This window comes from uncultured Winogradskyella sp. (assembly GCF_947498005.1).
GTDB lineage: Bacteria > Bacteroidota > Bacteroidia > Flavobacteriales > Flavobacteriaceae > Winogradskyella.
In genome coordinates this window covers 527152-542712 of sequence record NZ_CANMIW010000003.1, presented here as the reverse complement: position 1 = coordinate 542712, position 15561 = coordinate 527152, and the positions used below count along the sequence as shown (strand labels likewise).

Annotated in this window: 12 protein-coding genes and 1 other RNA gene; 6 read left to right on the top strand and 7 right to left on the bottom strand. The window is 31.7% G+C overall.

Annotated features, from left to right (window positions below):
- Positions 1–3971: choice-of-anchor E domain-containing protein (locus Q0891_RS08215; RefSeq protein ID WP_299100580.1), on the bottom strand; the 3971-nt coding region annotated here is incomplete at its 3' end.
- Positions 3972–4304: 333 nt separating this feature from the next.
- Between Q0891_RS08215 and Q0891_RS08210 the strand changes: the two genes are divergently transcribed.
- The 4 genes from Q0891_RS08210 (at position 4305) to Q0891_RS08195 (ending at position 8378) form a co-directional block, all read left to right on the top strand.
- Positions 4305–4796 (top strand): histidine phosphatase family protein, encoded by a 492-nt coding sequence (locus Q0891_RS08210; RefSeq protein ID WP_299100578.1) that lies wholly within the window; start codon positions 4305–4307, stop codon positions 4794–4796.
- Complete coding sequence (gene ppk1, locus Q0891_RS08205) at positions 4789–6843, top strand: polyphosphate kinase 1 (RefSeq protein WP_299100576.1); 2055 nt, start codon at positions 4789–4791, stop codon at positions 6841–6843. The genes Q0891_RS08210 and ppk1 overlap by 8 nt, the downstream gene beginning before the upstream one ends.
- Position 6844: 1 nt before the next feature.
- Entirely contained in the window at positions 6845–7750 is a 906-nt protein-coding gene (locus Q0891_RS08200) for an exopolyphosphatase (protein WP_299100574.1), read from the top strand.
- Positions 7751–7847: 97 nt separating this feature from the next.
- Complete coding sequence (locus tag Q0891_RS08195) at positions 7848–8378, top strand: porin family protein (RefSeq protein WP_299100572.1); 531 nt, start codon at positions 7848–7850, stop codon at positions 8376–8378.
- Between the two features lie 52 nt (positions 8379–8430).
- Here Q0891_RS08195 and Q0891_RS08190 read toward each other — a convergent pair whose 3' ends face one another.
- From Q0891_RS08190 to dnaX, 3 genes are read right to left on the bottom strand one after another with little or no spacing between them, the layout of a single operon-like run.
- Positions 8431–9012, bottom strand: a complete 582-nt coding sequence (locus Q0891_RS08190; protein ID WP_299100570.1) for a tRNA-(ms[2]io[6]A)-hydroxylase — start codon at positions 9010–9012, stop codon at positions 8431–8433.
- Positions 9013–9014: 2 nt separating this feature from the next.
- Positions 9015–9596, bottom strand: coding sequence for a hypothetical protein (locus Q0891_RS08185; RefSeq protein WP_299100568.1), 582 nt, complete (start codon positions 9594–9596; stop codon positions 9015–9017).
- 39 nt (positions 9597–9635) lie between these two features.
- Complete coding sequence (gene dnaX / locus Q0891_RS08180; RefSeq protein WP_299100566.1) at positions 9636–11369, bottom strand: DNA polymerase III subunit gamma/tau; 1734 nt, start codon at positions 11367–11369, stop codon at positions 9636–9638.
- 144 nt (positions 11370–11513) lie between these two features.
- Here dnaX and rnpB point away from each other — a divergent pair.
- Positions 11514–11838, top strand: an RNA gene (gene rnpB, locus Q0891_RS08175) — RNase P RNA component class A.
- A 36-nt stretch (positions 11839–11874) separates the two neighbouring features.
- Here the strand turns inward: rnpB and rsmD are convergent.
- From rsmD to Q0891_RS08160, 3 genes are read right to left on the bottom strand one after another with little or no spacing between them, the layout of a single operon-like run.
- Entirely contained in the window at positions 11875–12420 is a 546-nt protein-coding gene (gene rsmD, locus Q0891_RS08170; RefSeq protein WP_299100564.1) for a 16S rRNA (guanine(966)-N(2))-methyltransferase RsmD, read from the bottom strand.
- A complete protein-coding gene (locus Q0891_RS08165; protein WP_299100562.1) occupies positions 12420–13229 on the bottom strand; it encodes a DUF3822 family protein in 810 nt (269 codons plus the stop codon). Before Q0891_RS08165 ends, rsmD begins: the two co-directional genes overlap by 1 nt.
- Position 13230: 1 nt before the next feature.
- Positions 13231–13956, bottom strand: coding sequence for a hypothetical protein (locus Q0891_RS08160; protein WP_299100559.1), 726 nt, complete (start codon positions 13954–13956; stop codon positions 13231–13233).
- A 156-nt stretch (positions 13957–14112) separates the two neighbouring features.
- Between Q0891_RS08160 and Q0891_RS08155 the strand changes: the two genes are divergently transcribed.
- On the top strand, positions 14113–15549 hold the full coding sequence (locus tag Q0891_RS08155) for an ATP-binding domain-containing protein (RefSeq protein WP_299100557.1): 1437 nt from the start codon (positions 14113–14115) through the stop codon (positions 15547–15549).
- Positions 15550–15561: the final 12 nt, after the last annotated feature.

Sequence of the window (15561 nt, the reverse complement as noted above, 5' to 3'; positions counted from 1 at the left end):
TCGCCATTAGACCATGTAAAAGTAAAAGTAGCGGTAGGATTAATCACAGAACTCGCTGACACAGTTGCTGCACCAGTATCGTTTCCGTTACATAAAACATTGGTAATAGTTCCAGAATTTGTAACAATATCACAATCGTCCGTACAAGAAATAGTTATAGTTTGTGAAGTTGTACAATCATTAGCATCAGTAACAACAACAGTATGATCTCCTACAGGTAAGTTAGTAGCATTTGCTGTAGTTTGATTAGAGGCAGAGGCTGACCATAAATAAGTATAAGGTGCTGTTCCACCAGTTGTAGAAGCATCAGCTGAACCGTTATCACAACCTTGCGTTGAAGTTGCATCTACTTTAGTAACAGAGAGATTTAAAGCGTCAGGTTCTGTTATTTCAAAATCAATAGTGTATTCACAATCATTAGCATCAATTACAGTAAATGTATAATTACCTGCTGCCAGATTTTCAAAATAACTTTCAGATTGAGTTGTTGATCCATCATTTATAGAATAACTATAAGGAGGACTACCTCCTTCGCCTATATATTTTATACTACCGGTTTCTTCACTGAAACACTTTACACTATTATTATAAACAAAATTTGCCGTTAGAGCACTAGGTTCGGAAATTGTTACACTGTCCGTAACTTCACAATCGTTAGCATCAATAACTTTAAGAGAATATGTTCCAGCAACAACATTGGATAATGTTGGAGAATTCGTTCCAATAGGATTACCTTCAGAATTTGACCATATATAAGTAAAAGGTGTTGCATCACCAAAAACTGATGCTGTTGCACTACCTGAAGCTTCACCATTACAATTCGCATTTGTAGGTGTTATAGTCCCAATTACAATACTTTCACTAACATTATATGTATATGTTACTTCATATTTATAACGCGCATTACTCATAAAGTTTATTAAACTACTACCTGTAGAAGATGAAGAGGAGTTACTATTTGTTTCAAAATTTAAAGGTAAAACACCAGTTCCAATAAAGTTGCCAAGGTCACTAACAGAGGTGTAAACGGAATTTCCGCTATCCAAAGTTGTATCTAGTATATAAACAATATCGTCATCTGTAGTTGGGTCATTAATGATATTTGTGACCCATAATGGATTATTTGTAGGATCAATACCTAATAAAAATGATTTAGAAACGAATAGATTAAATGCTTCCTGCATTCCATTATATGTAGATTCAGAAGGCATACTATCTCCAGGCCAATTACCTTCAGCTGGAACTAAAACTTCTTCATTAATTGGAATATATTGAGAAGTTGCGTAACCATTTGTTCTAGCTAATTCAAGATTTGCAGTAATAGCACTAAGACTGCCAATAGAGTAAGATACATTTGCGTCAATTGCGCCTCTAACAAACCCATTAGTGGTTGTGTTTTCAAAAAGCAGTGCGCTTCTAAATTCACTTGAATAACTTACGTCAACCTGTGTTAAGGTTCTTGTACTACCAGGATCAAATTTTGGAATATTTACAGCGAACTCATCAATATCAGTAAAAATAAAATCGGATTCAAAAGTGTACGTAACTTGCTGATTTGTAGCTTCAGGCACACAATTTTCTGAACACGTCCCAGGATTTGTTAGATTCAATGTTTCTGTTAATCCACATGGGTTAGAGGTTATTGTAATTACAAAATCTCCCAATCCTAGACCACCATTATGAATTATAAAATCTGTAGAATATCCATAACTCACATTGTTTGCAATTTCTTCAGAAATTACGTTTGAATCTGAGGTATATAGAGTTTTATTATAGTAAACATTAACAGGAGATCCATTTTGAGTTGCAGTTACATTATAGGTGTAAGGGTGTTGGAAATAGTCAGTCGGAGCATCTGGTTCTACAGTAAATGTAATAAAGTCATCTGAAGCATCATCAAAAGTACCAGCATTATTGCATGTTGCTGCATAAATTTCTGAATTAAGATTTTTAAATGGTGGCTCAGAAACGGTTACGCTCTTGGAAACGGAACACCCATAATAATCGGCAACAGTTACATTATAAGTACCTGCACTAAGGTTTGTAAGGTTATCATTTGTAGAACCGTCATCCCACGTGTAATAAATAGGTGGAGTTCCACCTTCTACATTTAAGTATATCGCACCTGTATTATCGCCATTACATTCAACATTTGTAATTGAAGAGGCCGTGACAATTAATTCATCTGGTTCTGTGATTTCTAAATCAACTGTAGATGTACAATCTTTGGAATCAATAATTGTAATGGTATAATTACCAGCATAGTAAGGCGGTGCAAAGAAATCACTAGATTGAGTTGTTAGCCCACCATCATCAGAATATAAGTAAGGAGGTGTTCCACCAGAACCCTCAACTTTAAAATCTCCAGAATTGTTACCAAAACAGTCTACGTGTTTTATCCAATCTACTTCAACAGCCAACTCTTCTGCTGGTTGTTCAACTTCAAAACTTTCAGATTTAGTACATCCATTGGCGTCAGTAACGGTTACTGTATAGGTGTTTGCATATATGTTACTCAAATCTTCAGATGTTGCAGAATTACTCCAGCTATATGTATATGGTGTAGTACCACCTGATACAGAAATATCGATTGCTCCATCATCACCTAACTTACAAGAAACATCAGTAATGTCGGCAGTAATCTTCATGTTAGAAACCATGATTGGGTTATCTGTAAAATATTTTTCACAATTAGAATTAACATTTTTAATTACTAAATTATAAGCACCAGTAGGTACAGTAAATGTAGGCGAACTTTGATATGCCATGCCATTAAGTTTGTATTCAAACTCTGTACCTAAAGGAGAAGTCACTTCTATAGTAAAATCACCAGCAACGTTACAATCAACGGTGTATGTTGGGTTAGGGGGTAAGTCAACAAAATTCATAAAAACAGATGCTTGATCACAAACTGTTTGGTTTGGAGATGGTAGACATACGCTGTATTCGAAACTTACTTCACCTGTAAAATCTGCTGTTGGTGTGTATGTGTATGTTCCATCTGTATTAAACTCAAAAAAGTCTCCTGCAGGTGTTGGAGCAGAGACTAAAGTATAAGTAGAATTTTCAGGAGCATTATTCGTTAATTTTAAATCGCCAGAATATCGTTCATTAATACAATTAATTTGATGGTTATCAACAGCGTATTTTTGCATTATTAAAAATTTTCCATCACCATGATCATTTGTAGATGCGTTAAATTCTATTTTTGTGATTTTTGATCCAATAGGTACAATATCACTTAAATAAAATAAAGCCATACCAAGAGTTTTATTTTGCTCTACAGTACGATCTGTTAACCAATAATCTGTTCCTGAATTGGGTATTTGATTAGGAGGATAGAAAGCACCATTTATGGAATTATTATTAGACCTTACAAAAGTTTCACCTAAAAATTGCTCGGCTCCACCGCCTACTGGAGTTCCAAAGACTGCAATATGATAACAGTTGTTAGCATTACGCTCAGTAATAGCTAGTACACCACCTTCATTAGCAGGTATTGATGGATTATAAAAAATAGTTTGTTTTTGCGCATCTGTGGCTGCCACGGCATCAAAATCAAGGCAAATATTTCTACCATTATTACTACACGAGAAAAAGTGATTAAGATTTTTATCTTGAAAAGCAGACAATGCTGCATTGTGCCAAAGTGGGTCACTACTGTCATTAAATATAGTAGCTGAATTTTCCTTTATATGGTTATGAGAATGGCCATTATGACCTACGCGTGTCATTTCATAATCGGTTGGAACAACAAATGAATTATAAACTTGGCCGTCAATAGTCACAGACTCAATGGTCGCAGGATATGTGCCATCTGGTTGTGTAGCCTCTAACCACTGAAAAGTAACACCCGTTTGAATTGATGGTGCTTGTTGAGCAATTAATAAATTTGGTAAAACAACAAGTAAGCCTATGAACATAGCTTTTGCAAATTTTACGACAGAAATACAATTGTATTTTTTTTCCATATTTTTTATCATAACTTAAATGTCTATGATATTATAAATCCACCAAAAATTTAAACAGCAAACGGAGTTTGAGTCTAAACATTTTTAGCATTGAATAATAATATTATTCGTTTTTTTTGTTAAAATATAGAGGGAGATAATACTAGTGTAAATGAAATATAATTAATGGATTAATATATTTTTTGATTTGGGATCATTTACATTAATTTTACGTAACAAAAGTAACTTATAACTTAAACCATACACAAACTTTAGAGTTAAGAGGGCAATTTACTCGTTAAATCGGAGACACACAACCTTTTGTCGGATAAATTTGCGTTTTATCGTAATAATATGAAAACTATAACATTAATTAGGCACGGAAAATCATCTTGGAAGTATGATGTAATAGATCGTGAAAGGCCTTTACAAAGTAGAGGGGAAAATGATGCTATATTGGTTGCAAATCAATTAGTTGTAAATAAATATTTGCCACAGAAAGTATTTTCAAGCCCAGCAAACAGAGCATTGAGTACGTGTAGAATTGTTACTAAAATACTTCAAATTTCAAATGAAAAAATTTCTGTAGTTGAAGAATTGTATGATTTTGATGGTAGAAATGTTATAGAATTTATTAAAAATTTATCAAACACCTTAAATAACATAATGATTTTTGGTCACAACCATGCTTTCACATCTATTTCTAATATATTTGGTGATAGATTTATAGACAATCTTCCAACTAGCGGATTAATTACTATAAAATTTAATATTGAGAGTTGGCAAGATTTAAAAAAAGGAACAACAGAACTTATAATTATTCCTAAGGAATTAAGAAATGACTAAAGACAAAAACATATATATTAATAGAGAACTTAGTTGGCTAAAATTTAATGAACGCGTTCTTCAAGAAGCAGAAGATAAAAATGTGCCTCTTATAGAGCGCTTAAGATTTCTTGGTATATTTTCTAATAATTTAGATGAGTTTTTTAAAGTTAGATATGCTACTGTAAAAAGAATATATGAAGCCGGTAAAGGCGGTAAAAGTGAGTTAGGTGGAATTAAAGCTGGTGATTTGTTAGAGGAAATAACTAAAATAGTTATTGAGCAGCAAGGTCATAGTGTAGAGATTCTTGGAGAAATAGAAGCAGAACTACAACAAGAAAATATACATATTATAAATGAAACTGAGATTGATGAAAATCATCATGAGTTTATAATGAACTATTTTTATCAAGAGATAAGTCCAGCATTAGTAGTTATAATGCTTAATGAAGAAGTTGCTTTACCAGAGTTAATGGATATTTCTGCTTACCTAACGGTAAAAATGTCTAGCCCGAATTTAAAAGATCAAGTTGCATTGATAGAGATTTCTGCAGCTATGGATCGTTTTGTGGTTTTACCTAATAAAGGTGAAAGTAATTACATTATAATGTTAGATGATATACTAAGATATTGCTTAGATGAAATTTTCAATATATTTAATTACGATTCTATAAGTGCACATATGATAAAGATAACTCGAGATGGTGAGTTAGACTTTGATAGTGATTTAAGCAAAAGTTTTATAGATAAACTTACAGAGAGTGTAAAGGATAGGCAAAGTGGAGCTCCTGTTAGGTTTGTTTACGATAAAAGTATAGAAAAAGATACATTAGAGTTTCTATTAACACATATGGGAATTGATGAAAAGGAAAGTATAATTCCTGGAGGTCGTTATCATAACCGTAGAGATTATATGAGTTTTCCAAGTTTGGGAAGAACAGATTTACTCTATGAAAAAATTAAACCATTACCAGTAAGAGGGCTTAGTTTAGAGGAAAGTATTTTTAGTACTATTGCCAAAAAAGATTATTTAGTTTATACACCTTACCATACGTTTTCTTATATCGTTAAATTTTTAAGAGAAGCAGCTTTAGATCCAAAAGTAAAAACTATCAAAATAACCATTTATAGATTAGCACAAATTTCTCACGTTGCTAGTTCTTTAATTAACGCAGCAAAGAACGGAAAAAAAGTAACTGTTTCTATAGAGTTAAGAGCACGTTTTGATGAAGCAGCAAATATTAATTATGCAGAGCAAATGCAAGCAGAAGGTGTTACGATGCTTTTTGGTGTTACAGGATTAAAAGTACATTGTAAAATGTGTGTTATAGAGCGTGAAGAGAATGAAAAAATAGTGCGATATGGATTTGTAAGTACAGGTAATTTTAACGAGTCTACTGCAAAGATTTACACCGATTTTACGCTGATGACTGCAAATCCTAAAATCTTAAAAGATGTCAATAAAGTATTTAATTTTTTTGAAGTTAACTATAAGGTAAACCGATACAAACATATTATAACCTCACCTCACTATACTAAGACTAAGATTTTTGCATTAATAGATAAAGAAATTGAAAGTGCAAAAAACGGAAAATCAGCATATATAAAATTGAAAATGAATAGCATTAGTAGCTATAAAATGATCGATAAATTATATGAAGCAAGTAGAGCAGGAGTCAAAATACAAATGATCGTGAGAGGACTGTGTTGTATAGTACCTGGCATAAAAGGTATGAGTGAAAATATTGAAATTATTAGTATAATAGACAAGTTTTTAGAGCATACACGTCTGTATATTTTTAGTAATCAGAATGATCCTAAAATATATATATCGTCTGCAGATTGGATGACACGAAATATTGATAATAGAGTAGAAGTAAGTTGTCCTATATATGATGAAGATATTAAACAAGAACTACAGCATTTGTATGATATATGTTGGAATGATAATACAAAAGCAAGAGTAATAAACGAAAATCAAGATAATAGTTATCGAAAAAATAATAACCCAAAAGTAAGAGCGCAATTTGATACCTATAAATATTATATAAATAATTTAGAAGGATAATATGCTAAAGATACAGAAATACGCAGCCATTGATATTGGATCTAATGCCGTGAGGTTATTGATTTCGAATATTATTGAACAAGATGATGAGCCTGTAATTTTTAAAAAAAATTCATTAGTTCGTGTACCAATTAGGTTAGGGGCAGATGTTTTTCTTAATGGAGAAATTTCAGAATATAATCAAGAACGAATGTTAGATACCATGCTAGCATTTAGTTTAATTATAAAGTCGCATGGTGTAAAACGTTATAAAGCATGTGCTACATCAGCCATGAGAGAAGCAAAAAATAGTGGGCCGTTAACTCAAAAAATTGCTGAAACTTGTGGAATCAATATTGAAATTATTGATGGAGAAGAAGAAGCCGCAATAATTGCGGCAACTGATTTACAATCTTTTATAAATCCAAACAAAACATATTTATATGTAGATGTTGGTGGAGGAAGTACAGAGTTTTCAATCATTCATAATGGAGATAAAAAGCAATCTAGATCGTTTAAAATTGGTACTGTAAGATTATTAAATGATATTGTAAAAAATGAAACTTGGCAAGATTTAGAAAAGTGGATTAAGGAGAATACTAAAAAGTACGAAAAAATAGAATTAATAGGTTCTGGAGGAAACATCAATAAGATTTTTAAAATTTCTGGAAAAGATGCAGGTAAGCCCTTAACCTATTTTTATCTTACAAGCTATTACAAAATGCTTCAAAATTATTCTTACGAGGAAAGAATTACTAAACTAAATCTAAACCAAGATAGAGCAGATGTAATTATTCCTGCAACAAGGATTTATCTTTCTGCTATGAAATGGAGTGGAGCAAAAGATATTTATGTGCCAAAAATTGGACTATCTGATGGAATAATAAAAAGTATGTATTATGAAACTGTTTCTAGTGTTATAGTATAAAAAAACAAGTTTAAATAGTGTAGTTTGTCGGATTTTTCTGCTTATGATATTATAAATATAGAATTTAATTTATATTAGCTATCTCAAATTGATTATTATGAAAAAATATTTATTTGTATTATTATTCGTTTCATTTACTAGTATTGGTCTATCTCAAGATTTAATCTATGGTGTTAGAGGTGCTCTAAATGTCTCTAATTTAGATTATAAGCCAGATGCTCAATTTGAAAATCAACACAGAAATGGATTCGCATTTGCTGGATTTGTAGATTTTGAATTCAATGAGAAAATAGGACTAAGAACAGAATTACAATGGTCTGCTGAAGGCGGTAAAGCTCAAGAATTAAGAGCAGATTACCTTCATCTGCCAATTCTTTTAAATTTACCTGTGTCTGAACGTTTTTCGTTCCTTGTAGGACCGCAATTTAGTTTAAAAACATGGAAAGATAAAGATGCCTTTTCTACGTTTGCTTTTTCTGGTGTGGTTGGTGTGGAATTTATGATAACAGATGAATTTTTTATTGATGCAAGAGCAGCCTATGGTGTATTAAATATTTTAGATGAAGATTTAACATCTTTTGAAGCAAAAAATCATGTATTGCAATTTGGTTTTGGAATGAAACTCTAGGTAGTGCAATAAAATAATAAAAAAAAGTCTTAACGCTAGTTAAGACTTTTTTTTATCCGTGGATAGTTTCTTTATTACCAAGGTTGGTCATAATCTCAGCTTCATAATCTAAAAGCGCCTCCCATTTATCATCAACTTCTTTTCTGTCTCCATATTTTCTGGCAAAGTTTAAAAACATTGTATAATGTCCTGCTTCACTAATCATTAGTTTGCGGTAGAATTTGGCAAGTTTTTTATCTTCCAATTCTTCAGATAGTAATCTAAAACGTTCGCAGCTACGTGCTTCAATTAAAGCAGCATATAAAAGTCTATGTACTAATTGGGTTGTTCTGCTGCCACCTTTAGGAAAGAACTTTATTAGAGCAATGACGTAGTCATCTTTTCGATCTCTACCAAGCGTCCAACCTTTTTCTAAAATTAAATCATGTACCATTTTAAAATGGCTCATTTCTTCATTAACAAGTTCAATCATTTCCTGAACGAGTTCTGTATATTCTGGGAAACCAACAATTAAAGATATTGCTGTACTTGCAGCTTTTTGCTCACAATAGGCATGGTCAATTAAAATATCTTCAATATTCTTTTCAACAATATTTACCCATCGTGGATCTGTTGGTAATTTTAGTCCTAACATAATTAATTCTGTGTTGCATGGACCATATTGATGGTGCCATTATCATTTACATATAAGGTGTGTAGCGCAAAGCGATTGGTCTCTGGTATGGTATACCTAACATCTATAAGAACTTTGTTTTTTAATGTAGGTTCGTCATCTACTTGTATAGATTGTAAAACTGCTAATTTATTGAAGTTATGCAAAGGAGACTCTGTTATAAAATCATCACGATAACCGAATAACTTATTGGCCTTGTCCTTGTCAAAGCTTTCTTCATAAATAAGTTGACCTTGTTTTTCTACTCTTATATCGAATTTAAAATTTCTGTAATGCGTTTGGTAATTGATCGTATCTTTTATCTTAGAAAATAAAACGGTATTGGTCATATCAGAATACGTTTTAATTTTTACGCGATAACCATTACTCATTAAGGTATCAACTTCTCGTTCTATATAGTTTTCAGGTATAAAAACATTAGATTCAAAATTTACTGTTTTTTTGAATTCTTCAATGCTTTCAGATAGGGCTTGGCTTTGTGTTCTTCTGTTTTCGCAGCTTGCAAAGGCGATTGTGATAATAAATAATAAGATTAAATTTTTCATATTATAACAGCGTTTATCAATTTTTGTATGCTAAAGATTCTATATATCTAATCCAAAAGTTTGTCGTAAAACCTCAATATTTGGGTTTTTCTCTTTCAATTTCTCGTATTTCTCTAATGGTGTAAAGGCGTATTTTTTAGCAATTTCTTCGTTAACTGTAATATCTAATTTAAGATCGTAATTAAGTAATCGTTTCTTTAAAAATGCCATTAAAGGAAACTCAGCACGTTCTAATTCTATTTTGTTAGTATTGTTAGAATAGGTTAAATAAATAGTTGTGCCTTTTAATTTTGGCTGATCCATTTGTAAAATAGAAGCCATAATTTTTTCGCCTTTTTGATCCATTTTAGCGGTATAGATTTTCCACGCTTCATCTAACGCTTCTTGCGTTACAGGTTCTTTTGGTAAATCATCTTCATCAATTACTACATCCATTTGACGTAAAAGATGTTCTTTCTTTTCTCTAATACTTTTTAAAGATAATCCTGAAGTGGATTTTTTGGGATTATTAATGGATATCTTAGGAACTGCTATAACTGGTTCTGAAACGTCCGCAATGCTCTCCTTTGGTTTAGGTTGTTCTGCTGTTTTTACTTGTGCATTGTTAAAAGCTACACCTTCAACCTTAGGTTTTTTAGTAACAGGAATAGGAGTAATGCCTCTCGCTTTGAAATACGAAGGCGGAATTATGAAGTGCTTAAGATTTTTTTTTTCTCCATCAAAAGTGATAGAGGCAAGTTGCATAAGTGTTAACTCAACTAATAAGCGTTGATTTTTACTCGTTTTATATTTTAGATCGCAGTCATTAGCTAACCTTATACCTTCCATAAGAAATGTATGTGTGGTTTTCTGTGATTGATCTTGATATTTAATACTAGTATCTTCGCCAACTTCTAATAACGGAATGGTTGACGGATTTTTACACACCATTAAATCTCTAAAGTGAGAGGCCAAACCAGCTATATAATGATGACCATCAAATCCTTTTGATAATATAGTGTTGAATTGCACTAACAAATCCGGAATCTTATTCTCTAAAATTAAATCTGTACTCGTAAAATAGGTTTCGTAATCTAAAACATTTAGGTTCTCAGTAACTGCTTGTCTCGTTAAATTTTTACCAGAAAAACTAACCACACGATCAAATATAGAAAGCGCATCTCGCATGGCACCATCTGCTTTCTGTGCTATAATATGTAGCGCATCATCTTCAGCGGTAATGCCTTGTTCTTGGGCAATATATTTTAAATATTCTTTAGCGTCGGCAACCGTAATGCGTTTAAAATCAAATATCTGACAACGTGATAATATTGTAGGAATGATTTTATGCTTTTCCGTAGTCGCTAAAATGAATATGCAATGTTTTGGTGGTTCTTCTAAAGTTTTTAAAAACGCATTAAAAGCCGCTTGAGACAACATGTGTACCTCATCAATAATATATACTTTGTATTTTCCAACCTGTGGCGGAATCCTAACCTGATCAGTTAAGCTTCTTATATCATCTACAGAGTTGTTAGAGGCAGCATCTAATTCAAAAATATTGAAAGCAAAATCCTCATCTTCTTTTGTATCGCCATCACTATTTATCATTTTAGCCAGAATACGTGCACATGTTGTTTTACCAACACCACGAGGACCTGTAAATAATAAGGCTTGCGCTAAGTGATTGTTTTCAATAGCATTAAGTAAAGTATTTGTAATAGCTTGCTGGCCTACAACATCCTTAAAGGTTTGTGGTCTGTACTTACGAGCTGATACTACGAAATGTTCCAAATTTTACTTAATAGTTACTGCATCTTTCCAATGCTATTATGATAAATTTTAATCTACATAACAAATTTAAGAATAACCTTTTAATAGTCCATTCTAAGAGGTTAAAATTAACAGGAGTTATTAACAATTTATGTACTTTTGCACCAAGCAGATCGCCTTATCGCAGAGACGATAAATGTCTCTGAGGAAAGTCCGAACACCATAGTGCAATCATAGTGGTTAACAGCCACCAGTCGTAAGGCTAGGAAAAGTGCAACAGAAAGTATGTACAGGTCATGCTGTAGTGAAACCAGGTAAACTCTATGTGGTGCAATGTCATGTAAACTAACGTTTGAGCGTACACGCGCGATTGTTAGAGGGTAGGCAGCTAAAGTTTGCTGGTAACAGTAAGCGTAGATAAATGATAAGGCTCTGACACAACGAAGTTGTCGTCATGAGACAGAATTCGGCTTATAGATTTGCTTAATTAAACAAGCTTCATGTTTTACATGAAGCTTTGTTTGTTTTATTCGGTCTTATTTTCAAAAAAGCTAAACATATTACCACCATAACTTTTAGAATAAGCGTAATGTTCTATTAGACTTAAATCTGTGTGTTTAGAATGTTCTACTATCAGTAAGCCTTGATCTTCTAGTAAATCATTTTTAAAAACTAATTCTGGTACTTTAGAAAAGGCTTCAAGATCAAAATCATATGGAGGATCTGCAAAAATGATGGTATGTTGTTGCTTAGACTTTTCTAAAAATTTAAACACATCACTTTTTATGGTGCTTATATTCATGTCAAAAGCTTCTGCCGTTTCATTAATAAATTTAATACAACCATAATTGGCATCTACTGCAGTAATCTGTTCTGTACCTCTCGATGCAAACTCGTAGCTAATGTTTCCGGTTCCAGAGAAGAGATCTAAAACTGAAATATCATCAAAATAATATTGATTATTAAGAATATTAAACAGTGCTTCCTTAGCCATATCTGTAGTTGGTCTTACAGGTAATTTCTTAGGAGCCGAAATTCGTCTGCCTTTATATAAACCAGATATTATACGCATTAAAAGGAATTTAAGATTACATAATGTTGGTGCAGATAACGTCTATCGGTTTCTGCTACAATATTAAAACTATACGTTTTGTCTATAAATGTTACATTTCTAATGTAGAGATAAAGCATTACAAAATTTTGATCACCAATAACAATGTTACCACTGAGCAGAGTCGTCGTAGTTTCAACATCTAATTTTAATTGTTCAAACACAAATAATACATAGTAAATGAAATCTTCTTTACTATGATATTCAAATGTATTAAAAAGTTGAAGTTTGTTGTTTTCAAGAACCAAAAGTTCTATCGTCGTTTTATTTACATTTATATATACAACAGGTTCTTCCTCCTTAGTTTCTGGGTTTTGAAGAAATGAATCTATAAGAATGCTCGACGAGTGTTTGTAAACGAATTCTCCAAAAGTTTCAAAAATGTAATTATTAATGTTTACATAGGGTACATAAACATTAACGCTATCATTAACCGAAATATGATCTTCTGTTATAAAATCGTTTCGAAGTATTTTTGAATTAAATTTTAAGTAATCTACTTTATTCTCGGGATCATAAAGTTTTTCGGGAACAAGCGTTGCTAGTTCGTTTTGATGAATTACTAAAACGTCATTGAAGTCTTCAGAAAACGCAGTATTACTGCTTAATTCTGTTTTTAAATGATTAAGAACAGCATCAGGTAATTGCTTTTGTTCAAAATCGATAGTTTTTAAAAATTCAATCTCGTTTGTAGTTCTATTTAGAATACAAAAAGAAAGCCCATTCAAATTAATTTGAATGGACAGTTCTTTAATATTGTTTGTTTTCAAACTATTCTTTGTTTGTATAACTTTTAGGCCAGTTTCCTTTAGTGAAAACTTCATCCATAGAACCAACTGTTAAGGCTGAACCATTAACGCCATCCACAGATACGACTTGGTTTTCTTTTACAATTAGGTCTTTGTCTTGATCAGCTAAGATGACTGATTTTTCTACGCTTGCTTCAAAAACTGGGTATTCATCTAATTTACCTGCCTTTAAAGTAAATTTAGCACCTGGTTTACCGATACCAACATTCATCATGCTTTTGTAACGATCACTTCCTTTAAAGATAGAATCTTTTAAATTCCAATAATCTAAGGTATCAATTAAAGTTAAAGTTTTCATAGTTTCAACTCCACCAAAGGCTGCCGTTCTTTCTTCATCTAATACTAACGTGTCACGTCTTTGTGTAATTGGCACTTGTCCGTTTTCTACAAATTTTATTAATTCATCAAAATTATCGGTATATTTTCCATTAACATCTTTATATGCTAATTCAGAATCTCTAATATCAATAAGTTTTTCAATTACTATTTTAAAACGTTCTTCTTTAAGTTGATTAAATTTAATTTCATCATAAACTAAATTAAATGTGATATAGCCTAAAAATATAATTAATGCCCATAACACTAAATTCAGTATTGGTTTAATTTTTTTAGGAACAAACTTGTCTATTACCCATACAATTCCGATGGTTAATAATATGAGAGCTACAATTGCTAATATTACATTCATGTTGTTTATTATTTATTAAGGTGTATACGCAAATCTACAATTTTTTTTTGTTGGTTAAAACTATCTAAAATAAAATTAATTAAAAAACTATAACTTATTAGAATATGACCTTATAAAAAAGAGAATAATGTTATCTTGCTCTATAATTATTTCTTTATGATTTCTAATGCTTCTGCATTTTATTCCTTATTAAAATCTAAATTTCCATTTACACCAACATCTAAGCAAGATATGGTGTTAATGCAGTTATCTCAATTTTTATTTGACAGTAATAAAAATTCAATTTATCTATTAAAAGGATATGCTGGTACTGGTAAAACTAGCATTATTGGTACTATAGTATCTAACTTATGGCAAGCTAAAAAAAGTGCTGTTTTATTAGCGCCAACAGGTAGAGCGGCTAAAGTAATTTCTAATTACTCTAAAAAGGAAGCATTTACCATTCATAAAAAAATATATTTCCCTAAAAAAGATAAAGGTGGTGGCGTTAATTTTGTAATGCAACCTAATAAGCATAGAAACACAATTTTCATTGTAGATGAGGCTTCAATGATACCTGATACGCCTTCAGATTCTAAATCTATAGAGAGTACATCGTTGTTAGACGACTTAATGACTTATGTTTATTCTGGTCATGAGTGCAAATTATTACTAATAGGTGATAAGGCGCAATTGCCTCCCGTAAAATCAGATTTAAGCCCAGCTTTAGATCAAAATAAGCTTAGTTTAAACTACAATAAAGACGTTGTTGGTATAGAATTAGATGAAGTTGTAAGACAAGAACAAGATTCAGGAATTCTTAGCAATGCAACCGAATTAAGAGCTGTATTGGAATCTAATTTTTATGATAGTTTTAAATTTGATCTAAATGGCTTTACGGATAGTGTTCGGCTTATAGATGGCTATGAAATTATGGATGCCATTAATGATGCTTACAGCAATGATGGTTACGAAGAAACGGCTATAATTGTCAGAAGCAATAAACGAGCGAATGCTTATAATCAGCAAATTAGGCAGCGTATTTTGTTTAATGAATCTGAATTGTCTGCTGGTGATTATCTCATGGTTGTGAAGAATAATTATTTCTGGATAAAACCAACAACAGAAGCTGGTTTTATTGCGAATGGCGATATCATTGAAGTGCTTGAAATATTTAGCATAAAAGAATTATATGGTTTTAGATTTGCCGAAGTAAAGGTGAAAATGGTAGATTATCCTAATATGAAACCCTTTGAAACCGTTTTACTTTTAGACACTATTGATGTAGAAAGCGCATCTTTAAGTTATGAAGAATCTAACCGTTTATACCAAGAAGTGTCTAAAGATTACGAAGAAGAACCCTCTAAATACAAACGCTTTTTAGGCGTTAAGAATAATAAATTTTTTAATGCCTTACAAGTTAAGTTCTCATATGCCATAACTTGTCATAAATCACAAGGAGGACAATGGAATACTATTTTTGTAGAACAACCTTATTTACCAAATGGTATGGATAGAGATTATATTCGTTGGTTGTATACAGCGATTACCAGAGCCAAAGAAAAACTATTTTTAATAGGGTTTAAGGATGAGATGTTTGTAGAGAAAGATTAATAGTAGATTGAG

Coding starts and splice junctions, on each gene's coding strand:
- rsmD (WP_299100564.1), bottom strand. CDS start 12,420: ATGCGTATAATATCTGGTTTATATAAAGGCAGACGAATTTCGGCTCCT.
- Q0891_RS08155 (WP_299100557.1), top strand. CDS start 14,113: ATGATTTCTAATGCTTCTGCATTTTATTCCTTATTAAAATCTAAATTT.
- Q0891_RS08210 (WP_299100578.1), top strand. CDS start 4,305: ATGAAAACTATAACATTAATTAGGCACGGAAAATCATCTTGGAAGTAT.
- Q0891_RS08160 (WP_299100559.1), bottom strand. CDS start 13,956: ATGAATGTAATATTAGCAATTGTAGCTCTCATATTATTAACCATCGGA.
- ppk1 (WP_299100576.1), top strand. CDS start 4,789: ATGACTAAAGACAAAAACATATATATTAATAGAGAACTTAGTTGGCTA.
- Q0891_RS08195 (WP_299100572.1), top strand. CDS start 7,848: ATGAAAAAATATTTATTTGTATTATTATTCGTTTCATTTACTAGTATT.
- Q0891_RS08185 (WP_299100568.1), bottom strand. CDS start 9,596: ATGAAAAATTTAATCTTATTATTTATTATCACAATCGCCTTTGCAAGC.
- Q0891_RS08190 (WP_299100570.1), bottom strand. CDS start 9,012: ATGTTAGGACTAAAATTACCAACAGATCCACGATGGGTAAATATTGTT.
- Q0891_RS08200 (WP_299100574.1), top strand. CDS start 6,845: ATGCTAAAGATACAGAAATACGCAGCCATTGATATTGGATCTAATGCC.